General features: G+C 72.6%; 18 protein-coding genes. 9 read left to right on the top strand and 9 right to left on the bottom strand.

What is annotated here, in order from left to right; translation table 11 throughout:
• Window positions 1–61: 61 nt before the first annotated feature.
• From ACWCYY_RS16660 to ACWCYY_RS16650, 3 genes are read right to left on the bottom strand one after another with little or no spacing between them, the layout of a single operon-like run.
• Window positions 62–937, bottom strand: a complete 876-nt coding sequence (locus tag ACWCYY_RS16660; protein ID WP_345281535.1) for a carbohydrate ABC transporter permease — start codon at window positions 935–937, stop codon at window positions 62–64.
• Entirely contained in the window at window positions 934–1,911 is a 978-nt protein-coding gene (locus ACWCYY_RS16655) for a carbohydrate ABC transporter permease (RefSeq protein ID WP_449796438.1), read from the bottom strand. The genes ACWCYY_RS16660 and ACWCYY_RS16655 overlap by 4 nt, the downstream gene beginning before the upstream one ends.
• Window positions 1,911–3,251, bottom strand: coding sequence for a sugar ABC transporter substrate-binding protein (locus ACWCYY_RS16650; RefSeq protein ID WP_449796437.1), 1,341 nt, complete (start codon window positions 3,249–3,251; stop codon window positions 1,911–1,913). The genes ACWCYY_RS16655 and ACWCYY_RS16650 overlap by 1 nt, the downstream gene beginning before the upstream one ends.
• A gap of 120 nt (window positions 3,252–3,371) precedes the next feature.
• On the opposite strand from ACWCYY_RS16650, the gene ACWCYY_RS16645 reads away from it, so the two are divergent.
• Entirely contained in the window at window positions 3,372–4,151 is a 780-nt protein-coding gene (locus tag ACWCYY_RS16645) for an IclR family transcriptional regulator (RefSeq protein ID WP_345281529.1), read from the top strand.
• Between the two features lie 16 nt (window positions 4,152–4,167).
• Here the strand turns inward: ACWCYY_RS16645 and ACWCYY_RS16640 are convergent, their stop codons facing one another.
• Window positions 4,168–6,468, bottom strand: a complete 2,301-nt coding sequence (locus ACWCYY_RS16640) for a cellulose binding domain-containing protein (protein ID WP_449796436.1) — start codon at window positions 6,466–6,468, stop codon at window positions 4,168–4,170.
• Between the two features lie 148 nt (window positions 6,469–6,616).
• Window positions 6,617–7,648 (bottom strand): medium chain dehydrogenase/reductase family protein, encoded by a 1,032-nt coding sequence (locus ACWCYY_RS16635; protein ID WP_449796435.1) that lies wholly within the window; start codon window positions 7,646–7,648, stop codon window positions 6,617–6,619.
• 131 nt (window positions 7,649–7,779) lie between these two features.
• On the opposite strand from ACWCYY_RS16635, the gene ACWCYY_RS16630 reads away from it, so the two are divergent.
• Together ACWCYY_RS16630 and ligA are read left to right on the top strand one after the other, a co-directional pair.
• On the top strand, window positions 7,780–8,430 hold the full coding sequence (locus tag ACWCYY_RS16630) for a TetR/AcrR family transcriptional regulator (RefSeq protein ID WP_345281523.1): 651 nt from the start codon (window positions 7,780–7,782) through the stop codon (window positions 8,428–8,430).
• Window positions 8,431–8,521: 91 nt separating this feature from the next.
• On the top strand, window positions 8,522–10,576 hold the full coding sequence (ligA, locus tag ACWCYY_RS16625) for an NAD-dependent DNA ligase LigA (RefSeq protein ID WP_449796465.1): 2,055 nt from the start codon (window positions 8,522–8,524) through the stop codon (window positions 10,574–10,576).
• Between the two features lie 138 nt (window positions 10,577–10,714).
• On the opposite strand, the gene ACWCYY_RS16620 is transcribed toward ligA, so the two are convergent.
• Window positions 10,715–11,467 carry a glycosyltransferase family 2 protein gene (locus ACWCYY_RS16620; RefSeq protein ID WP_345281645.1) on the bottom strand — a complete coding sequence of 251 codons (753 nt, stop codon included), beginning with the start codon at window positions 11,465–11,467 and terminating at the stop codon, window positions 10,715–10,717.
• A 274-nt stretch (window positions 11,468–11,741) separates the two neighbouring features.
• Entirely contained in the window at window positions 11,742–12,368 is a 627-nt protein-coding gene (locus tag ACWCYY_RS16615) for a hypothetical protein (protein WP_449796434.1), read from the bottom strand.
• Window positions 12,369–12,988: 620 nt separating this feature from the next.
• Between ACWCYY_RS16615 and ACWCYY_RS16610 the strand changes: the two genes are divergently transcribed.
• Window positions 12,989–13,558: an HAD family hydrolase gene (locus tag ACWCYY_RS16610; protein WP_449796433.1), complete on the top strand. Its 570-nt coding sequence runs from the start codon at window positions 12,989–12,991 to the stop codon at window positions 13,556–13,558.
• Window positions 13,559–13,615: 57 nt separating this feature from the next.
• Here the strand turns inward: ACWCYY_RS16610 and ACWCYY_RS16605 are convergent, their stop codons facing one another.
• The gene (locus tag ACWCYY_RS16605; RefSeq protein ID WP_380149964.1) at window positions 13,616–14,338 is read right to left on the bottom strand and encodes an LURP-one-related/scramblase family protein; all 723 of its coding nucleotides are present in this window, start codon (window positions 14,336–14,338) and stop codon (window positions 13,616–13,618) included.
• A gap of 640 nt (window positions 14,339–14,978) precedes the next feature.
• On the opposite strand from ACWCYY_RS16605, the gene ACWCYY_RS16600 reads away from it, so the two are divergent.
• The 4 genes from ACWCYY_RS16600 to ACWCYY_RS16585 are packed head-to-tail and all read left to right on the top strand — an operon-like array spanning window position 14,979 to window position 18,865.
• Window positions 14,979–16,124: an LLM class flavin-dependent oxidoreductase gene (locus ACWCYY_RS16600; RefSeq protein ID WP_449796432.1), complete on the top strand. Its 1,146-nt coding sequence runs from the start codon at window positions 14,979–14,981 to the stop codon at window positions 16,122–16,124.
• Entirely contained in the window at window positions 16,121–16,942 is an 822-nt protein-coding gene (locus ACWCYY_RS16595) for an ABC transporter permease (protein WP_449796431.1), read from the top strand. The genes ACWCYY_RS16600 and ACWCYY_RS16595 overlap by 4 nt, the downstream gene beginning before the upstream one ends.
• Before the next feature lie 47 nt (window positions 16,943–16,989).
• The gene (locus ACWCYY_RS16590) at window positions 16,990–18,030 is read left to right on the top strand and encodes a taurine ABC transporter substrate-binding protein (protein WP_449796430.1); all 1,041 of its coding nucleotides are present in this window, start codon (window positions 16,990–16,992) and stop codon (window positions 18,028–18,030) included.
• Window positions 18,017–18,865 (top strand): ABC transporter ATP-binding protein, encoded by an 849-nt coding sequence (locus tag ACWCYY_RS16585; RefSeq protein WP_449796429.1) that lies wholly within the window; start codon window positions 18,017–18,019, stop codon window positions 18,863–18,865. The genes ACWCYY_RS16590 and ACWCYY_RS16585 overlap by 14 nt, the downstream gene beginning before the upstream one ends.
• A 92-nt stretch (window positions 18,866–18,957) precedes the next feature.
• Here the strand turns inward: ACWCYY_RS16585 and ACWCYY_RS16580 are convergent, their stop codons facing one another.
• Window positions 18,958–20,550, bottom strand: a complete 1,593-nt coding sequence (locus ACWCYY_RS16580; RefSeq protein WP_449796428.1) for a phytoene desaturase family protein — start codon at window positions 20,548–20,550, stop codon at window positions 18,958–18,960.
• A 96-nt stretch (window positions 20,551–20,646) separates the two neighbouring features.
• Here ACWCYY_RS16580 and ACWCYY_RS16575 point away from each other — a divergent pair, with 96 nt between their 5' ends.
• Entirely contained in the window at window positions 20,647–21,465 is an 819-nt protein-coding gene (locus tag ACWCYY_RS16575; RefSeq protein WP_449796427.1) for an alpha/beta fold hydrolase, read from the top strand.
• Window positions 21,466–21,508: the final 43 nt, after the last annotated feature.

Genomic DNA, 21,508 nt, shown 5'->3' with positions numbered 1-21,508 from the left:
GGTCTCCTTGGGTCGGTGGTGCCGGTTGGTGGGGTGAGGGTGCGTCAGCCCTTGACGTGCGTCAGCCCTTGACGGCGCCGGAGGTGAGGCCGCGCATGAACTGCCGCTGCATGGCGAGGAACACCAGCACGCTGGGCAGCAGGGCGAGCAGCGAGGAGGCGAGCAGCACGCCGATCCCGACCTCCTCGTCGGCGCGCAGCGTGCGCAGCGCGATGGGCAGGGTGAACTGCCGGGCGTCGGTGGCCACCAGCAGCGGGAGCAGGTACTGGTCCCAGATCATGGTGAAGCCGAAGATGCCGATCACGCCCAGGGCGGGGCGGCAGAGCGGGAGGATGACGGACCAGAAGATCCGCAGGTCGCCGGCGCCGTCCAGGCGGGCGGCCTCCTCCAGCTCGACCGGGATCTCCTTCATGAACTCGGCGGTGACCAGGATGGAGAAGGCCCAGGCCCCGACCGGGAGGATCATCCCGAACAGGCTGCCCACCAGGTCCAGGTCGGAGAGCACCAGGGAGAGCGGGATGGCCAGCACCTCCTCCGGCAGCATCATCGTGCTGAGGACCAGCAGCAGCACCAGGTGCATGCCGCGGAACCGCTTGCGGGCCAGGGCGTAGGCCGCGCTGACGCTGACCGCGATCTGCAGCAGCAGTCCGCCGCCCACCACCAGGAAGGAGTTGGTGAGGTAGAGCAGGACGTCGCGGTCGACGGCGGCCTGGAAGTTGGCCAGGGTCAGGTGGGTGGGGAGCAGGGTGAGCGAGGTCGGGTCGGTGACCTTGGAGAAGGCGCTGGAGACCAGGGCCAGCAGCGGCCCGGCGAAGACCAGCACCAGGGCCAGGTACAGGACGCCCCGCGCGGCCCAACTCACCGGCCCTCTACGGGAGTCCAGCCCTAGCGCGGTGTCGGTGACCCGGGCCCTGCGGCCGGTCCGTTCGGCGTTCACTGCGACTCCCTTCCCTTGCCGCCCCGGCGGGCGCGGACGGCCAGTGTGAGGACCACGGTCGCGGCCAGCAGCACCACGGATCCGGCAGCGGCGACGCCGAGTTCGTTGCGCTCCAGGCCGAGCCGGTAGATCAGCGTCATCACCACGTCGGTCGAGCCGTTGGGCCCGCCGTTGGTGAGCAGGAAGATCTCGGTGAAGACCCGCAGCCCCCGGATCGCCGCGAGGGTGACCAGGATGGCGAAGGCGGGGCGCAGCGCCGGCAGCGTCACGTGCCACACCCGGCGCCGGACGCCCGCGCCGTCCACGGCGGCCGCCTCGTACAGGGTCCGGTCGACCCCGGCCAGCGCCGCCAGGAAGATCATCATGTCGTAGGGGGCACCGCGCCAGATCCCGACCGCCATCACCGAACCGAGCGCGCTGTCCTCGCTGTTGAGGAACTGCGACGGCCCCGAGCCGAGCCAGCCGAGCAGGGTGTTCACCGCCCCGTCGGCCGCCGGGTAGTAGAGGATCCGCCAGACCTCGGCGACCACCGCCATCGCGGCGACGGTCGGCAGGAAGACGGCCGTGCGGACGAACCAGAGGTGCCGGGCCTGCCCCTCCAGCAGCAGCGCCAGCGCCAGGCCGACCAGCACCGAGCCGCCGGTCTGACCCACCGCCAGCAGCACGGTGTGCCAGACCGCCGTCAGGAAGGCGTCGTCGGTGAGCACCTGACGGTAGTTCTCCGCCCCCACCCAGCGGTCGCCCAGGTAGGGGCGCACCTCGTGGAAGCTCATCGCGACCGCCCGGCCGGCGGGGACGAACTTGAACAGCGCGAAGAGGAGCAGCGCGGGGGCCAGGAACAGCCAGGGGACCAGGGCGGGCCGGCCCCGCCGGTACCACCGGCGGGCCGGCCGGCCGGGCAGCGCCCCCGCCGGGCGGGGGCTCCGGCCGGCGGGGGCGGGCCTCGGAGCGCGGTCCACGCCGGTGGCCGCCATCAGGAGCCGGCCCCCTGCTTCTTGAGCTCCGCCGCGAAGGTCGAGGCGAGCTTGTCGAGGGCGGCCTTGGGGTCGGAGCCGCAGTCGGCGACCACGGCGTTGAGCGTCTCCGACGAGGCCTGCCGGAACGGTGTCCACTCGGGGACCGCCGGGGCGTAGCGTCCGGCCTCCCGGTACACCTTGTCGAACACCTGCCAGCGGGCGTCGGTGCGCTCGGCCGCCAGGTCGACGGTCCGGTTCACCGGGAGGCGGACCACGGTGCCGTCGGTGTCACCCGCCATGCCGGTCCGCTGCCCCTGCGGCCCGGCCAGGTACTCGGCGTACCTCTGCTGGCCGTTGGGGTTCTTCGAACCCGCCATCAGGTAGACGTTCTCGCCCTCCGCCAGCACCGCGCTCTTCCCGCCGGGCCCGGCGGGCAGCGGCACCACCTCGTACTTGTCCTTGCCGAGGCTCTTGTCGAACCGGGCCATGTTGTACGGCCCGGTCAGGTAGATCCCGCCCTTGCCGGTCTCGAACAGCGGGTGCGCCTGGGTGGTCTCGGCGGTGACGGCGCCGGGGACCACGCTCTTGTCGGTGCAGAACTGCTTCTTCAGCCGCTCGACGGCCGCCACCGAGCGCTCGCCCGCGATCGCGGGCTTGAGGCTGCCGGGTTCACCGGTGAAGTAGTCGCCGCCCGCGGACCACAGGAAGCTGGAGGCGTACCAGTCCAGGTAGCCGCGCTTGGTGCTGCCGGGGACGACGTAGCCGTAGGTGTCGGCCTTGCCGTTGCCGTCCGGGTCTCCGCTGGTGAACGCGCTGGCCAGGGCGTCGAGTTGGTCCCAGCTGGTGGGCTGCGCCAGGCCGAGCTTCTCCCGCCAGTCCTTGCGGACCAGCAGGGCGAAGGTCTGTGCGGAGAACGGCACGCCGTAGTACTTGCCGTCGGCGGCCCGGGCGGCGTCCCAGGCCTGCGGGATCAGCTGGTCCCCGCCGGCCACCCTGCCCTTGTCGACCTGGCGGACCAGACCCTGCTTGACCAGGGTGCCCAGCTGCGCGGTGTCGTTGACGATCAGGTCCGGCAGCTTCTTCTGCGCGGCGGCCTGCTGCAGCTTGGTCTCGAAGTCGTCGAACAGCGCGGTGACGTGGGCCGGGACACCGGTGGCGGCGGTGAAGTCGGCGGCCAGCTTCTGGTGGGTCTTCTCGGTGTTGGAGCCCGGGGGCTTGCGCACCCAGATCTCCAGGGGGGCCTTGTCGTCACCGGACGCGGTGGACCCGCTGCCGTCGCTGCCGCAGGCGGCCACGGAACTCAGGGCGAAGGTGACGGCGAGGGAGACGGCGAAGGCTCGTGCGGCTCTGCTGAGCATCGGCGTTCCTGTCTACATATGTGGACGATATCTCTGTGCGTGGAACCTTGCCAGGTGAAAGTAGGGCAGCTGTACGATGCGAGTCAACAGTCCCGGTACACGGATGTGGATGGAGAACCGATGGCCACTGGCCAGCCCGAGGCCGCGACGGTGAAGTCCGCGGAACGCACCGTGCGCATCCTGGAGACCCTCGCCGCCTCGCCCACCCGACTCACCGTCAACGACCTGCAGGAGCGCCTCGGTTACCCGCGCAGCAGCCTGCACGCGCTGGTCAGGACCCTGCGGGAGCTCAAGTGGGTGGAGGCCGACGAAACCGGCTCCGCCTTCGGCGTCGGCCCGCACGCGCTGCTCTCCGGCACCGCCTACCTCGACCGCGACCCGGCCCTGCCGTACGCCCAGGAGGCACTGGAGGCGCTGCGCGACGCGATCGGCTACACCGTGCACTTCGCCCGCCGCGACGACGCCTACGTGCTCTACCTCGCCACCCGCGACTCGCGCGAGAACGTCCGCGCCGTCTCACGGGTCGGCCGCCGGCTGCCCGTCCACCTCACCGCCCTCGGTCAGGCACTGCTCGCCGACCTCACCGAGCAGGAGGTGGACGCCCTGCTCCCCGGCGAGCTGCCCGCCTACACCCCGCAGACCATCACCGACCGGGCCGCGCTCGACGCGACGCTGGCCGAAGTCCGGGACCGGGGCTGGGCCTTGGAGCGCGAGCAGGGCACCGTCGGCGTCACCTGCGTCTCGGCCGCGGTGCCCTACCGCATCCCGGCCACCGACGCGCTGAGCTGCTCCATGCCGGCCGCCGCGGCGACCGACAAGGAGGTCGCACGGGTGGCCAGGGCGGTGACGTCGCACGCCACCGCCCTGGCCACCACCCTGCGCCGTCACGGCATCCGCTGACGGCGCAGGGCCCGGGTCACCGTGCGGTCAGCGCGGTGGGCAGACCCGTCCCGGCGGCGTTGAACCCGAAGCCCTGCTCGGCTCCGGGGGCGATGGTGCCGTTCCAGCCCACGTTGGTGAACGTGTAGTGCTGCCCGCTCTGCGTCCTGACGGCGGACCAGCTGGAGGACACGGTGGTGCCCGCCGGCAGGTCGAACTCCACCGTCCAACCCTGGCGGGCGGCGGCGCAGTTGTTCTTCACGAACACGTCCATGCCGTAACCCGAGCTCCAGGTCGAGGACTTCACCGTCCGGGCCGTCAGACAGCCGGCGGTCGGCGACGTCGACGGGGACGGGGACGGCGAGCTCGACGGCGACGTGCTCGGGCTCGGGCTCGGGCTCGGCGACACCGTCGGGCTCGGGCTCGGGCTCGGGGTGGAGGTGCCCACCGTCTTCAGGAAGAGCGAGGGCCCGCCGTCCGTCCTCGTCGCGTCGACGCCGTGCCCACCCGTGTAGTCGAGCTGCTCACGACCGGCCCAGTCCGGGATCGCCGTCCCGCCCGTGTCCAGGTGCTTCCAGGCGGTCCCGCTCCAGCCGAACTGGTAGATCCGCTGCCGGTCCGCGTAGTACGGGGTGTACGCCGCACCGGCGGCCGTCTGCTTGGTCATGGTGTTGCCGAAGAAGACGTTGCGCGGCCCGCTGGAGCCCGACCACTTCACGGCCTTCTTCCCGGCGGCCCACCAGATCGGGTACCAGGTGGAGGCGTCGGTGCCTCCCCCGCCCTCCTCGCCGCAGTTGGCACGGCAGTTGGCCGAGCGGTGGTCGTACGGCACCGCCACCGTGTTCAGCTCGAAGAGGTTGTTGCGCTCCCAACCCCCGTGCAGGTTCAGGTCGGAGTCGAAGTCGTTGCCGATCGCGACGTTGCCCGAGGCGGACCACTGGAAGGTGAAGTGCCGCAGGTTCCGGGAGGTGTTGCCGGCGTAGAGGGAGTCCCAGACCCGGGAGCCGCGGAAGTAGCCGTTGCCGCCCTTGCCCTTGTTCCACGACCCGTCGAGCTGGTTGTTCACGATCTGGACGTGGTACGCCTCCTCCGTGACGATCGGGTGCGAGCCGGTCATCTCGGTCCGCACCCCGCGCACCCAGGAGTCGGCCGCCCACTTGAGGACGATGCCGTGGATGGCCTCGGCGGGCGACATGTTGCCGTAGTTGTGCACGGCGTCGGCGGCGCTCAGCCCGGGCTCGTCCTGGGTCAGCGCGAAGTCCTCCAGGCCCACGCCGAGCACCGGGTCGACGATCGGGGAGGCCTTCGAGGCGTACGCCGCGCCGTCGATCGGCGCGGAGCCGTCCGAGACGGAGTCGACCGGGACGTCGTACTCCAGCGGCTTGTTCAGCGTGATGGTCCGGTTGGCGGAGTCGATCGCGGTCACGGTGAAGATCTGCTGCCGCATGTGGATGTTCTGGAGCGTGCCGTCGCCCGGCTGGATGTCCTGTTCGGCGTAGAACTTCAGCGAGTTGGCCGCCCGGATGTTCACCAGCCCGCCGACCTGGAGCCCGGTGAGCGCACTGCCGGTGGCCAGCGGGACCACGGTGTCCCCGGTCCGGGCCGCGAAGCCCGCCCCGCCCGCCTTCTCGCGGAGCTTCAGGCCGGCCTTCCAGTGGACGTTGACCGTCCCCTCGAACAGGTCCTTGCGGTTGGCGGCGGCGGCCGCGTACTCGGACGCGTAACTCGAGTGCACCGCCCGGGACTGGACCCGGAAGACCCCGCGGCCCGGCCACGTCCAGCCGCCCTTGGCCGAACCCGAGGTCATGCCGTCCTCGTCCCAGTCCGAACCGTCCTCGGTCAGGGTGTCGTAGCGGGTGTCGGCGTCCGGCCGGAAGACGATCCGGGTGCCGCCCGCACCGCTGCCCGCTCCACGGATCGTCAGGAAGTCGGCGTCCACACCGATCTGGTGGGACACGTTGAGCACCCCGGCGGGCAGCGTGATCAGTGACAACCGGTCGTACCCGGCGGCCGGGGAGCAGCCGGTGCGGATCTGGTCGATCGCCCGCTGCAGGCCGGCGGTGTCGTCGGCCCCGTCGTCCGGCTTCACGCCGAACTGGCCGGCCAGCTCGGCGGTGGTGATCTGACAGGCCGCGTCCGGGGTGGTCTGGGCGGGCCCGGGCAGGTCGGCGCCGCCCCGGTACCCGGCCTTCGACCAGTCGTACAGGCCGGGGATCGGGGCACGGCGGTTGGCTGCGGACAGGTCCAGGCCGCCGGCAGCGGCAGTGGCGCCGGCCTGGGCGGCCGGCCCGAAGGAGAGCAGCAGGGCGGCCGTGGTGGCGAGCGCCGCTGCGGACATGAGGGCCCCAAGGGGCTTGCTGGGCAAGGTAGTTCCTCCCTGATGTGGGGGAAAGGGATGGCCCTCATGGTGTAGACCAGTCCTCCACAGGTCAAGACAGGAGGCGGAAATAAATTCACCGTCCATGTATGTGGACAGCGAGGGCGCCTCAGGGAGTGAGGACGATCTTGCCGGTGACGGTGCTCGACTCGGCGAGGCGCAGCGCCTCGGCGGCCTGGGCGAGCGGCAGGGTCGCGGCGACGGGGGCGGCGACCTCACCCCGGAGCACGGCGGCGAAGACCTCGGTGAGGTCGGCCCGCAGCCGGGCGCGGAAGCGGGCCGCGCTCAGGGCCCGGCCGGCCCAGACGTTGTAGAAGTACGCGCGGCGCCGGTTGGGCAGGGCGTTCCACAGCCAGACGCGGCCGAGGATCTTCAGGACGGGCCACTGCTTGGAGCCGGTGTCGTCACGGGTGGAGGCGCTTCCGTAGGCGACCAGGGCCCCGCCGGGGGCGAGCAGGTGCCAGGAGTCGATGACGCTCCGGCCGCCGAGGTGGTCGAAGACGGCGTCCACGCCACCGGGCGCCAGCTCCCGGACCCGGGCGGGCACGTCGCCGTCGCGGTAGTCGACCGGGACCACCCCGCGCTCGCGCAGGCTGTCGTGGTGCCGGACGGAGGCGGTACCTATCACCTTCACGCCTGCCGCACGGGCGAGTTGGACCAGGACGGAGCCCACGCCGCCGCTCGCGCCGTGCACCAGCACGGTCTGCCCGGCGCGCACCCGGGCCTTGCGGTGCAGCATCTGCCAGGCGGTGATCCCGTTGAGCACCGCGGTCTCGGCCTCCGCCGCCGTGAGGCCGTCCGGGACCTCGACCGCGTCCCTGGCGTCGACCACCACGTGGCTGGCCCACCCGCCCACCTTCATCAGCACGGCGACCCGGCGGCCCATCAGGGCCGGATCCACACCCTGACCGGCTGTCAGGACCCGGCCCACCAGGTCGTACCCCGGCACGAACGGGAACGGCGGCTGGTCGTAGTACCGCCCACGGCGCATCTGCTGCTCGGCGAACGACACGCCCGTCGCCTCCATGGCGATCACGACCTGCCCCGGACCGGCCGCCGGAACGGCCCCCTGACGGATCTGCAGGCCCTCCGGAGCCACGACGCCGGGCAGGACGACCTCGACGAGCTGTGCGTTTCCCATGATCCTCACGACCTTCTCGGTAGATGCTTTCGCGTTCGTTATAAGTTCTAACGTACCGGCCGAGTGAGAGTCAAGAGCTCCAGTGATAACCTCTAACTGAACTGACGGCCCGCAACCCGGGGAGCAACGACGTGGACACCAGGACGCCGCGGGAGCGCTACCGCGCCCAGGTGCAGGAAGAGATCAAGCAGCACGCCTGGACGCAGGTAGCCGCCGCCGGGGCCTCCGCCCTGTCCCTCAACGCCATCGCCAAGCAGATGGGCATGAGCGGACCGGCCCTCTACCGCTACTTCGCCAACCGCGACGAGCTGATCAGCGAACTCGTCAAGGACGCCTACCGCGGCATGGCGGACGCCGTCCAGGAGGCCGCCGCGGCCGGCGCCGACCTCGTCGGCCTCGCCCACGCCCTGCGCCGCTGGGCCCTGGCCGACCCCCAGCGCTACTTCCTGATCTACGGCACGCCCGTACCCGGCTACCACGCCCCCGAGGCCACCACGCGGATCGCCGCCGAGGTCATGACGGTGCTCCTCGACGCCCACACCGCCGCGCAGCCCCCCGCCACCCCGCCCACCCCGCCCACCCCGCTCGACCGGCACCTGGCCGAGCACCGGGCCTGGGCCGGAGAGCACCCGGCCCCGCCCTCGGCCCTCCGCCGCGCCCTCACCTTCTGGACCCGCCTGCACGGCGTGATCTCCCTCGAACTGGCGGGCCACTTCACCGGCATGGGCTTCGACCCCGCCGAGCTCTACACCGCCGAAGCGGAGGCCCTCGCGGCCGGCTGACCGCTGCGGAGGCCGCCGGATGAAGCCTCGTCAGAACACGTCCCACGCGCGCGGTGCGCGCTCCGCTCGATTGTCAGTGCTGGTCAGGATGATGGTTCCCATGACGGACACCACCTCGCCGCTGCTCTCCCCTGCCGACTACGCCGACGCGGTCGCCACCGCGGTCGCGGCTTCGGCCGCGTACTACACCGACGGCACCACGCCGCTCGGCGACGACGAGTACGACGCCCTCCTGCGCGCCATCACCGCCTACGAGGACGAGCACCCCACCGAGGTCCTGCCCGACTCCCCCACCGGCAAGGTGGCCGGCGGCGCCGTCCAGGGCGACGTGCCGCACTCGGTGCCGATGCTCTCCCTCGACAACGTCTTCGACGCCCAGGAGCTCACCGACTGGGCCGCCGGCCTGGAGCGCCGCCTCGGCCGCCCGGTGGCCGCCTGGTGCGTGGAGCCCAAGCTCGACGGCCTCGCGATGGCCGCCCGCTACCAGGGCGGCAAGCTGGTCCAGATGCTCACCCGCGGCGACGGCCTGGCCGGCGAGGACATCACCCACGCCGCCGACGCCATCCTCGGCCTGCCCGCCGTCCTCAGCGAGCCGATCGACGTCGAGCTGCGCGGCGAAGTCCTGCTCACCACCGCCCAGTTCGAGGAGGCGAACCGGATCCGCCTCGCCCACGAGGCCCCCGCCTTCGCCCACCCGCGCAGCGGCGCCGCCGGGACGCTCCGCGCCAAGGACCGCCCCTACCGGATCGAGCTCACCTTCTTCGCGTACGACGCCATCGGCCTCGACCTCGACCTCTCCCACAGCGAGCTGCTCGCCTCCCTGGCCGTGCTCGGCGCCAACACCGCCGCGACCACCGCCGCCGCCCCGCTCCGCTGCGAGACCCTGGACGCCGCCCAGCAGCGCATCGACGAGATCGCCGCCCTGCGCAGCGCCCTCCCCTTCGGCATCGACGGCGTCGTGGTCAAGGCCGACACCGCCGCCGACCGCCACCAGGCCGGCTCCGGCTCCCGCGCCCCGCGCTGGGCGGTGGCCCGCAAGCTCGCCGCCGAGCACAAGGTCACCCGCCTGCTGGAGGTGGAGTGGAACGTCGGCCGCACCGGCATCATCGCCCCGCGCGCCGTCCTGGAGCCGGTGGTCATCGACGGCGTCACCGTCACCTACGCCACCCTCCACAACCCCGCCGACATCACCCGCCGCGGCCTGATGATCGGTGACCAGGTCTTCGTCTACCGCGCCGGCGACGTCATCCCCCGCGTCGAGGCCCCGCTCGCCGACCAGCGCACCGGCGCCGAGACCGCGATCGTCTTCCCCACCGCCTGCCCCCGCTGCGGCGACGAGATCGACGCCTCCGAGCAGCGCTGGCGCTGCGTCCGCGGCCGCAACTGCCAGGCCGTCGCCTCGGTCATCTACGCCGCCGGCCGCGACCAGCTCGACATCGAGGGCCTCGGCCACACCCGCGCCGTCCAGCTCGTCGAGTCCGGCCTGGTCACCGACATCGCCGACCTCTTCACGCTGACCCGGGATCAGCTCCTCACGCTGGAGCGGATGGGCGACACCTCCGCCGACAACCTCCTCGCCGCCATCGAGACCGCCCGCAGCCAGCCGCTGAACCGCGTCTTCTGCGCCCTCGGCGTCCGCGGCACCGGCCGCACCATGTCCCGCCGCCTGGCCGCCCACTTCGGCTCGCTCGCCGCCATCCGCGCGGCCGACGCCGACACCCTCGCCCAGGTCCCCGGCATCGGCACCGAGAAGGCCCGCGTCGTCGCCGCCGAACTCCTCGAACTCGCCCCCCTCCTCGACAAGCTGACGGCCCAGAACGTCGGCACCCAGATCACCGAGCCCGTCCTCCCCGCCACCCCCTCCCCGGACTCCCCCACCGCCCCCTCCGGCCCCCTCTCCGGCGAAGCCGTCGTCGTCACCGGCTCCATGACCGGCGCCCTCGCCGCCCTCTCCCGCAACGAGATGAACGAACTCATCGAGCGCGCCGGCGGCAAGGCCTCCTCCTCCGTCTCCAAGCGCACCACCCTGCTGGTGGCGGGCGAGAAGGCCGGCTCCAAGCGCACCAAGGCCGAGGAGCTCAACATCCGCATCCTCACCCCCGAGGACTTCGCCACCCTCGTCGCCGCCCACCTCCCCGAAGCCTGACGCACCGAACGGCCTTCACCCGACATCGAGACCCGCGTCGAGAGGTCGGCCACCAGGCACACGGACGTCACCGTCACCAACGGAGAAAGCCGAAACGGCCTGCCAGGCGAGCTGACAGGCCGTCGCGAAGACTCGAGGTCAGATGCGGGACTTCCGCACCGAGTGCCAGGCCGCACCGGCCAGCGCCCGCGTCGACCGCATCAGCGACAGGTGCTCGAACTCCCGGTACAGCCGCCAGTTGTGCCCGACCAGGTTCAGCTTGTTGGACGACAGCGACCCCGCCCGCCCGGCCCGGTAGACCGCCAGCGGCTCCCGCAGGCCCCGGGCGGGGCGCCCGTCCCGCATGATCGCCAGCCAGAGCGCGTAGTCCTGCCGCTTCGGCATGTCCGGCATCAGCCGCGTCCCGAGCGCCGCCCGGTCGTACATCGCGGTCAGCGCCCCGATGTGGTCCTGCTGCAGCATCTCCCGGTACGTCACGCGCTCCCGCGCCTCGACGACGCGCCCGTTCGGCACGAAGTCGGCGGCCTCGCCGACGTAGTCCCCGTCCACCTTGTAGTACGAGGTGAAGGTCAGCGGCGCGTCCCCCTCCGCCGCGAACGCCAGCTGCTTCTCCAGCTTCTCCGGCAGCCACATGTCATCGCTGTCGAGGAACGCCACGTAGTCGCCCTGCGCCCGCGCCAGCGCCAGGTTCCGCGCCTTGGCCGCACCGCCCTGCCCGGGCGCCGCCTCCGGCTTGACCCGCTCGTCCTGGCGCGCCAGCTCCCGCAGCATCTCCATCGACTCGTCCGTGGACGCGTCGTCGGTGACCAGCAGCTCCACGTCGGCGTGGGTCTGCGCCAGCACGGAGCGCACCGACGCCCCCAGCGTGGCCGCCGAGTTGTGAACCGGCATCACCACAGAAACCAGCACCGCAGTCCTCATTACTCAGATCGGAGTCGTCATGGTTGCCCCCGCCACCGCCCGAGACCACGCAGGACTCCCACCGGCCAGGACGTGCACCAGAACCGTACCAAGCCCCTGACCACCACCGACCCACCCCGGGATCCGGTTCACGTCCACCCGGCCGGCCGGGCCTCCGCAGGCCAACCGCCACGACCGAACGGGCTCCCCGCCGGACCGGACCTGGCCGACGCCGCAGAGGTCCGCCGGGGAGCGCCGCCCACCCCTACTTCGCGGCAGCCTTCAGCTGGGCCTTGGCCTCGGCCTCGCTCGCCTGCGGCACACCGATCCGCGCCTGCACCGACCCCTGCTGCCGCTCCGGGCAGACCCTCAGGTCCTTCACCGGCGCGGCCAGCACCATGGCCTCCTCCGCGTACGAGAACGCCAGCATCGTGCCGGTGGTGCACGCGGCGTTCGGGGTGTCGGCGGCCGGCGGGGAGGCCCACCAGGCGAGCGGCTGGAAGAGCGCCCCACCCTTGTGCAGGACCACGCCGTGGGCCTTGTCGCCGGCGAAGGTGCCGCTCCCGAGCTGAGCGGAGTTCAGCTTCGAGAACACGGGCGCACCGTTCTCGATCCGGACGTCCGGACCGCCGTACACCACGCAGTCCTGGGCAGCAGTGCTGGTGATCTTCAGCACCGCCGTGATCCGCGGGCTCGCACTCGTGTCCAGGGCGATCACCTCCGCCTTGGCGTCGCTCTGCTTCTCCGCGCTGTAGCAGGGCTGCAGATCCGCGGCCGCCTTCCCGCCGTTCGCCGGAGCGCTCTTCGACGCACCCGCCGAGGCACCCGCCGACGCACCCGCCGACGCCGCCGGAGCGGACGCCTGAGCACCGCCACCCGCCGTCGGCGACACCGGGGCAACGGGCGTGGACGCGGCCGGAGCGGCTGCGGGCTTGCTGCCGGAACCGCAGGCCGACAACGCGAGGACGGCACACACCAGAGCAGCCGCAGCAGCCGGCTTACGAACGTTCAACGAAAACTCCAAATCACCTGGGTCGACAATCCGATCGGGATACGGAGGCGGAACTGTAGCAGCGGCATTCGGCGGAACTCGTCGGCCACAGCTGGAAATTGGGCCGCCAACGTCCCTTCAGGGCACAATCCGCAGCCAATTCCTGCCCATTCGGGAAAACACCACAGACCGCAGGGGCAGGAACTTTCTCTCCATCGACCTCGGCTTGCCGGAGGCCTACCGATTCGGCGTGGACGAACCCTCGGGCAGGCCTCCCGTCCAGCCGGTCGTCGGTTCCACGAAGGCGCAGACCACCGTGCGCCGCGTCCGTAGCGTCACGGTGTTGCCCAACGGCAGGAGGTATTCGATCCCGGCCGAGGCGGGAACCGCCCCGTCCCGTCGCAGCTGGCCGGCCGCCAGCACCGCGCAGGCCTTGCCCGCCCCGCCCGGCAGGCCACCGCACAGTTGATCACACCCCGGCAGTACAGTCGACGGACTTTCGGCCCGCCGACCCGCGGATCATGGTGGCCTACTGGTTCGAGCGGGCCGCCCTTCGAGCCGACCCCGACGACGTCGAGCAGCGGATCGTGGCCGCCGTGTGCCGTGGGCTGGAGGGAGTGGCACCGAAAGCCGGTGCCGAAGACGCCGTCGCGGCGTGCGCGCGTGCATCGAGGGCCATGGCCGTCGTGTCGTCGTCGCCGGAGTCGGTGATCCGGGCCGCGCTCGCGAGCACCGGTCTCGACCGATTCTTCGATGCCGTGTTCTCGGCCGAGGACGACGAACACGGCAAGCCGCACCCGGGCGCCTATCTCCGCGCAGCCGCCGCCCTCGGTGCGTCACCCGACGAATGCCTCGTGTTCGAGGATTCGCTCAACGGCGTCATCGCCGGGGTGTCGGCCCGGATGACGGTCGTCGCCGTTCCGGAGGCCGCTGATCGCCGCGATCCGCGCTTCGCGATCGCCACGCTGGTACTGGAGTCCCTCGAGGATTTCGAGACCTCTGTCTTCGGCGCGCACGGTCACCCCACGCCGATCGTGACACCGGACAGCCTGGACCGTCGACCCTACTCCGGGCAGTCGCAGGGCAGTTGAAGCCCAAGCGCCCCACCCCCGGTCGGGGGTGGGGCGGAGGATCTGCGGGGGCGGCGGTCAGCCGAGGCCGCGGGCGTCCTGCTTGAGGGCGGTGTCCACCGTGAGGGCGGTCGCCACGACCAGGCTGATCAGCGGGTCGGGGAGCGGGCGGTGGACCTGGAGGACGTAGTTGTCGGCCGTGGTGAACATGGTCTTGGCCAGGCCCTCCCAGGTCTTGGTGATCCGGGCGATCTCGGTGTCGGTCTCGTCGACGATCGCGAAGTTCCAGGCGCGCCAGTTCTCGGCCTTGACGGCGCCGATCTTCCGGCCGCCGACCTCCAGCGCGAAGTTGATCTTCCCGATCGCGTTCTGCTGGACGATCTGGCCGATCTCGGTGCCGTCCGGACGCGCCACGATGACACGGGACTTGATGAACTTCGCCGGGCGGGTGAGCAGCAGCACGGGGGTGCCCTGCGCGTCCCGGATCTCCAGCTTGTGGGTCAGGTACTGGTCGATCGAGAAGAGCAGGCGGATGACCTTCCGCAGACCGCTCTGGCCGACCTGGACCACGGAGCCGAGGGTGGCGCCCTGCTGGTCGAAGACCGAGTACTCATTGGTCAGCTCGATGAGCTTGGCCTTCTGGTTCACCACCAGGACCGGCTCGGAGAAGAGGGTGCCGCCGCCCCCGCCGATCGGGCCGACGCCGGCCTGCTGCTGCACCTGACGCTGGATCTTGGCGGAGTCACCGGCCGCCGCGGCCGGCTGCCCGGGGATGCCCGGGGTGTTCGTGTTCTGAGACATGGCGGGCAGGTTAGGGCCCCGCGCTTCGCGCACGCCAAGCCGTTTCGAACACCGCCGCCTGGTCCAGACCTCCGAGAACGGCCTCGACCTGGGCTTTCACTTGTCCTGCACGGCAGTTGAACAAGCCTCACACAGGGCCACTGTGGCGGAAGTCACAGCCCGTCAGACGTTTTGCCGCAGGTCCGGCGCCCGTCTCCGTGACCTCCGGCCCTGCGCGGAGTCCCGCCTGATCCCGCGTCACCCCTCGCTCGCGCCGACCAGGGATCGGAACGTTCCGAACCAGTATGTGAGACGGTGTTGCCAGCGCCCGACCGGTCCGCCCAGGATCGCCGCATGGCCCCCTACCTCATCACCCGTCGCCACGTGGACCTCCTGCGTGTCACGACCATGATGTGTCGGGCCGTCAGCGTTCGCCGCGCCTGCTGTTGACCCCTGCGCAGGCAGTGAACTGACCCACCGGAACCGCCGCACGGCCGTCGTGGCCCCGCCCGTTCCCGCGTCCCCCTCCGCACGCCCCCGCCGTCGCCTCCGGCGCCGTCGTCCTGGTCACGCCCGTCCGCCCGTCCGCCCGCCCGCCGCCGCAAGCGGCACGGTCGGCGCATCCGGTGCACTCCCGTACCTCTCCGCCCGAGGACCCGCCATGCCCGCGCACGCCCCAGCCACCCGCCCCGACCCCCTGCTGCACTGGTTCCTGCCCACCGGAGGCGACGGCCGCGACCCCGGCGGGGTCACCGCCGTCCAGGGCCGGACCGGAGCGGCCGTCAGCCGGGCCGCCGACATCGGCTACCTGGCCCAGGTGGCGAAGGCGGCCGAACAGGCCGGGTTCACCTCGCTGCTCGCGCCGGTCGGCCTGGGCTGCGTGGATCCCTGGATCCTCGGCGCCGCGCTGACCCAGCACACCAGCACGATCGGCTTCCTGATCGCCTTCCGGGCCGGTTTCACCAGCCCCACCCTGCTGGCCCAACAGGCCGACGCCTTCCGGAGGTTCGCCGGCGGCAGGCTCCGCCTGAACGTGGTCACCGGCGGCGACCCGGCCGAACAGCGAGCCTACGGCGACCAGTTGGCCCACGACGACCGCTACGCCCGCACCGACGAGGTGATGGCGGTGCTGCGCGACCTGCTCGACGGCCGGACGGTCGACCACGACGGGGCCCACCTCCGGCTGGAGAACGCCGCCCTCGTGGCGCCCTCCCTCGACCACCCCGTCCCGCTGTACTTCGGCGGCGCCAGCCCGGCGGCCGAGCAGGTCGCCGCCCGCCGCGCGGACGTCCAACTCCTCTGGGGCGAACCACCGTCGGCGCTGCGCGAGCGGATCGAACGCCTGCGGCCGCTGACCGCCGCGCACGGCCGGCACCTGCGCTACGGCCTGCGACTGCACGTCATCGCCCGCGACACCTCGGCCTGGGCCTGGAGCGAGGCCGGACGGATCCTCTCGGGGCTCGACCCGGACGCCGTGGCGGCCAGTCAGCGCCGCTTCGCCGGCATGGACTCCACCGGCCAGGCCCGGATGACCGCCCTGCACGGCGGCCGGGCCGAGGGCGGGACAGCGGCTCTGGAGGTGTCGCCCAACCTCTGGGCCGGAATCGGCCTGGTCCGCGAGGGCGCCGGCACCGCCCTGGTCGGCTCCCACCGCGAGGTGGCCGAACGCCTCGCCGAGTACTGGGAGTTGGGCATCGACGAGTTCATCCTCTCCGGGTACCCGCACCTGGAGGAGGCCTACCGGGTCGGCGAACAGGTCGCGCCCATCTTCCGCGACCTGGTCCGGACCCGGGTGGCCCGACCGTGACGCCGAAGCCGACGCCGAAGCGGGAACCGGGACCCACCGCCCTGCGCTGGCTGGCGCTCCGTGCGCTGGCCCTGGCCACCCTGCTCGCCACCTGGCAGGCGGTGGTCACGCTCGAGGTCTGGCCCCCGGTCCTGGTCCCCTCTCCCGGGGCGGTCTGGCACCAGTTCGTGGTCACCTCCACCGTGCACGACGGCGCCCGCGGCTACGGCGGCCACCTGCTGATCGAGCACCTGGCCGTGAGCCTGCGCCGGATCGGCCTGGGCACCGGCTACGCCGTGCTGTTCGGGATTCCGCTCGGCCTGGCCATCGGTCTGGTCCGCCCGCTCGGCGTGGTGCTCGAACCGGCGGTCACCTTCCTGCGCACCCTGCCACCGCTGGCCTACCTGAGCCTGCTGGTGATCTGGTTCGGCATCGACGAGCAGCCCAAGGTCTGGCTGCTGCTGATCGCCGCCCTCCCCCCGGTCGCGGCCGCCACCGCCGCCGCCGTCCGCGGCGTCCCGCGCGATCTGGTCGAGGCGGCACGGGCGTTGGGATCGGGGCGCGCCTCGCTGCTCAGCGGTGTGATGCTGCCGGCCGCGCTGCCGGAGATCCTCACCGGCGTGCGGATCGCGGTCGGCATCGCCTACACCTCGGTGGTCGCGGCCGAGACCATCAACGGCGTCCCGGGCATCGGCGGCATGATCCGCGACGCCCAGCGCTACAACGCCACCGCCGTCGTCATCGTCGGGATCATCACCATCGGCCTGTCCGGCCTGGCGCTGGACGGCCTGCTGAAGGCCGCCGAGCGCGCCCTGGTGCCATGGCGCGGCCGGGCCTGAGAACAGCCGACTCCGTTACCGACCTTCACCGTTCAAGGAGAACAACCATGCCCTCCCGCCGCCTCGTCCTGCTCGCCGCCACCACCGCCGTCACCCTGCTGGCCACCTCCGCCTGCGGGCTCGGCGGTGACGACTCCGGCAGCAGCGGCGGGAAGGGCAGAACGGTGGTCCGGATCGCCTACCAGGACATCCCCAACGCCGACCTCGTGGTGAAGGACAGGCTCCTGCTGGAGCAGGCGCTGCCCGACGCCGAGGTCAAGTGGGTCAAGTTCAGCTCCGGCGGGGACGTCAACACGGCCGTCATCGCCGGCGCGGTCGACCTGGGCCTGGCCGGGTCCAGCCCGGTCACCAAGGGCCTGTCCGCTCCGCTGAACATCCCCTACAAGGTGCTCTGGATCCACGACCTGATCGGCGCCAACGAGGCCCTGGTCGCCCGTGGCGGGATCACCGAGGTCCGGCAGCTGGCCGGGAAGAAGGTGGCCACCCCGTTCGGCTCCACCGCGCACTACTCCCTGCTGGCCGCGCTCAAGGCGGCGGGAGTGGACCCGGCCCAGGTGCAGACCGTCGACCTCCAGCCGCAGGACGTCCAGGCCGCCTGGACCCGGGGCGACATCGACGCCGCGTACGTCTGGACCCCGGTGCTCACCGAGCTGGAGAAGACCGGCAAGGTCCTGATCACCAGTCAGCAGCTGGCCGAGCAGGGCAAGCCCACCGCCGACCTCGGGGTGGTGACCAACTCCTTCGCGGCCGCGCACCCCGAGGTGGTCACCGCCTGGGTCAAGGCGCAGGACCAGGCCGTGAAGCTGGCGAAGGGCGACCCGGCGGCCGCCGCCGAGTCGATCGGACGGCAGCTCAGCATCCCCGCCGCGCAGGCCGAGGCCGAACTCGGGCAGCTGGTCCTGCTCACCGCCGCCGAGCAGGCCGGCCCGGAGTACCTCGGCAAGCCCGGCGCGCCGGGCAGGCTGGCGGCCAACCTGCGCGACGCCGCAGAGTTCCTGAAGACCCAGCAGAAGATCGACGCCGTCCCGGACGCCTCGGTCTTCGCCAAGGGCCTGGCCGTGGAGGAGCTGGCCCGTGCCAACGGCTGAACTCCCCTCGCCGCACGCCGCACCGGCCACGGACGTGCCCGCGATCGATCTGCACGCGGTCGGCGTCCGTTACGGGCCCGCACGCTCGCCGGTCACCGCCGTCCAGGATGTCTCGCTCACGGTGGCGGAGGGCGAGTTCGTGGTGCTGGTCGGCCCGTCCGGCTGCGGGAAGACCACCCTGCTGCGGGTGGTCGCCGGATTCGAACGGGCGACCACCGGAACGGCCCTGGTCCGGGGCACGGACCCCGCACCCGGCCGGGGCACCGGGCTGGTCTTCCAGCAGCCGCGGCTCTTCCCCTGGCGCACCGTCGGCGGCAACCTCTCCTTCGCCCTGGCCCGCCACGGGCTGCCGCGGGGCCTGCGGGCCTCCCGTACCGAGGAGTTGCTCGATCTGGTCGGCCTGCCCGGGTTCGAGGGCCGCCGCACCTGGGAGCTCTCCGGCGGCCAGCAGCAGCGGGTGGCGATCGCCCGCGCGCTGGCCGGGGAGCCCCGGCTCCTGCTGCTGGACGAGCCGTTCGCCGCGCTGGACGCGATCACCAGGGAGCGGCTCCAGGAGGAGCTGCGCACCCTGGCCGACCGCACCGGCACCACCGTGCTCTTCGTGACCCACTCGGCGGAGGAGGCGGTGCTGCTCGGCTCCCGGGTCCTGGTGATGGCCGCCGACCCGGGCCGGGTGGCGGCCCAGGTGTCGATCTGCCTGGAACGCGGCGAGCACACGGACGTGGCGGCCCTGCGCGGCACCGCCGAGTTCGCCCGCCTGCGAGCCGAGCTCACCCGCGCCCTGCTCACCGCCTCCGGCGGGGGCGGCGGCTCCGAGGGGGAAGCGGTGTCCTGAGAGCGGCAGACCTCCGTCTGCCCGGTGCCGTCGTCAACGGCCCCGCTGCCCGGGCAGGCCCGCCGAACCGCCGGCCCGGAAGCCGTCCGTGCTCAGCCCGTCGACTCCTCCAGCACGGCCTTGGCCGCGTTGTGCCCGGGGATGCCGCTGACACCGCCGCCGCGGACCGCGCCCGCCCCGCAGAGCAGCACGTTGGCGTGCGCGGTCGCCACGCCCCAGCGGGCGGCGGCGCCAGCGGAGTTCTCCTCCCCGTCGGCCGCGAAGGGGAAGGCGAGGTCGCGGTGGAAGATGTGGCCGCCCGGGAGGCCGATCTCTCGCTCCAGGTCGAGCGGGGTCTTCGCCTCCACGCACGGGCGCCCGTCCGCGTCCAGGGCCAGGCAGTCGGCGATCGGTTCGGCCAGCACCGCGTCGAGCTCCGCCAGGCCGGCCGCCAGGGCGCGCTCCTTCGCCGCCGGGTCGGTGAACAGCCGTGCGGGCATGTGGAGTCCGAACAGGGTGAGGGTCTGGAGGCCCTGCCCGAGCGCCTCGGGCCCGAGGATCGACGGGTCGGTGAGGGTGTGGCAGTAGATCTCGGAGGGCGGCGCGGAGGGGATCCGTCCCGCGGCCGCCTCGGTGTAGGCGGTGGCCAACTGCCGGTAGCCCTCGGCGGTGTGGAAGGTGCCCGCGAAGGCGTCGCGCGGGTCGGCGGCGGCGTCGCGCAGTCGCGGCAGGCGGCGCAGCACCATGTTGACCTTGAGCTGGGCGCCCTCCGGCCCCGGCCCGGGGCCCGGTTCCTGCCCGAGCAGGCGCTCCAGCACGGCGGGGGCAGCGTTCACCAGCACCCGCCGGCCCACCGCCAGCCCCTCGCCGTCCCGGTGACGGTACGTCACCTCGGCCTCGCCGACGCCGTCGGTGGCCACGGCGGTGACCTCGCAGCCGGTCCGGATCTCCGCTCCGGCCGCCAGCGCCGCCTCGGCCAGCGCGGACGTCACCGCCCCCATGCCGCCGGCCGGGACGTCCCAGTCGCCGGTGCCGTTGCCGATCACGTGGTAGAGGAAGCAGGTGTTCTGCCGCAGGGAGGGGTCGTGGGCGTGGGTGAAGGTGCCGATCAGCGCGTCCGTGAGGACGACCCCGCGCACCGTGTCGTCGGCGAAGGTCCGCTCGACCACCTCGCCCAACGGCCGCTCGACGAACGCCTCCCAGACGGCGTCGTCACCGACCAGCCCGCGCAGCGCCGCCTTCGACGGCAGCGGCTCGGTGAGCGTCGGGAACACCCGCTGCGCGAGGCGCGCCGTGGTGCCGTAGAACTCCTGCCAGGCCCGCCACTCCCGTTCGTCACCGGTCAGGGAGCGGAACGACTCCCGGGTGCGCTCGGCGTCGGCGGCGTCCACCAGCAGCCCGGTCGGCTTGCCGTCCCGGACGACGGGCGTGTACGAGGAGATCCGGCGGCGGCGCAGGTCCAGCTTCAGCCCGAGCTCGCGCACCACGCGGTGCGGCAGCAGGCTCACCAGGTACGAGTACCGCGACAGCCGCGCGTCCACCCCTGCGAAGGCCCGGGCCGACACGGCGGCCCCGCCCACGTGCGGCAGGCGTTCCAGCACCAGCACCCGCTGCCCGGCCCGCGCCAGGTACGCCGCCGCGACCAACCCGTTGTGCCCGCCACCGACGATCACGACGTCGTGCCGGGAGGACGATTCCGTGTTCACGGGGCCACGCTACGCCGACGGGCCGCCCCGGGGAACCACGCGACACCCCGGACGGGTCGGTCGCCACGGCGGCCGCGGGGTGGCACCCTGGGTGCCATGCCCGGATACTTCGCCGACGTACCGATCCGCCAACTCCCCACCGAGGACGGTCACCTGAGCTACCGTGAGGCCGGTTCCGGCCCGCCGCTGGTCTTCCTGCACGGCGGGTTCCTCGACCACCGCCTGTGGGAGGAGCAGTTCCGGCACTTCGCGCCGACCCACCGGGTGATCGCCTTCGACGCCCGGGGACACGGCACCTCCTCCAACGCCACCCGCCCCTACCGCCCGGTGGACGACCTCGCCGCGCTGGTGAACGGACTGGACACCGGCCCCGCCGTGCTGGTCGGGCTCTCGATGGGTGCGGCGACGGCGGTCGACTGCGCGCTGGAGTACCCGGAGCTGACCCGCGCGCTCGTGGTCAGCGGCGCGGGCACCAGCGAGCCGGAGTTCGAACACCCGTGGAACCTGGCCGTGTTCGCCGATCTGGCGGAGGCCATGGCGGCCGCCGACCCGGACGCCACCGCCGACGTGCTGCTGCGCTTCGCCGCCGGCCCGGAACGCGAGCCGTCCGAGGTCGACCCCACCGCCATGGCCCTGCTGCGGACCATGACCCTGGACACCATCGCCAAGCACACCCTCGACGAGCCCGACCACCGCCTCCCCGTCACCGACACCTGGCAGCGCGCCACCGGCCTCGCCCTCCCCTCCCTGGCGATCAACGGCGCCGTCGACGGCCCGGACAACCTCGCCATGGCGGCCCGGCTGATGGCGGGCATCCCCGGCGGACGCACCGTCAGCATCCCGAACGCCGCCCACTACCCGAACCTGGAGCAGCCCGCCCGCTTCAACGCCGAACTGGCCGCCTTCCTGGGTTAGGGGTCTCCGACTCGACGGCGCTCGCCGGGACGGCCCGGGACGG

The sequence above is a fragment of the Kitasatospora sp. NPDC001664 genome (assembly GCF_053596675.1).
This window is presented reverse-complemented; position numbering and strand designations above follow the sequence as displayed.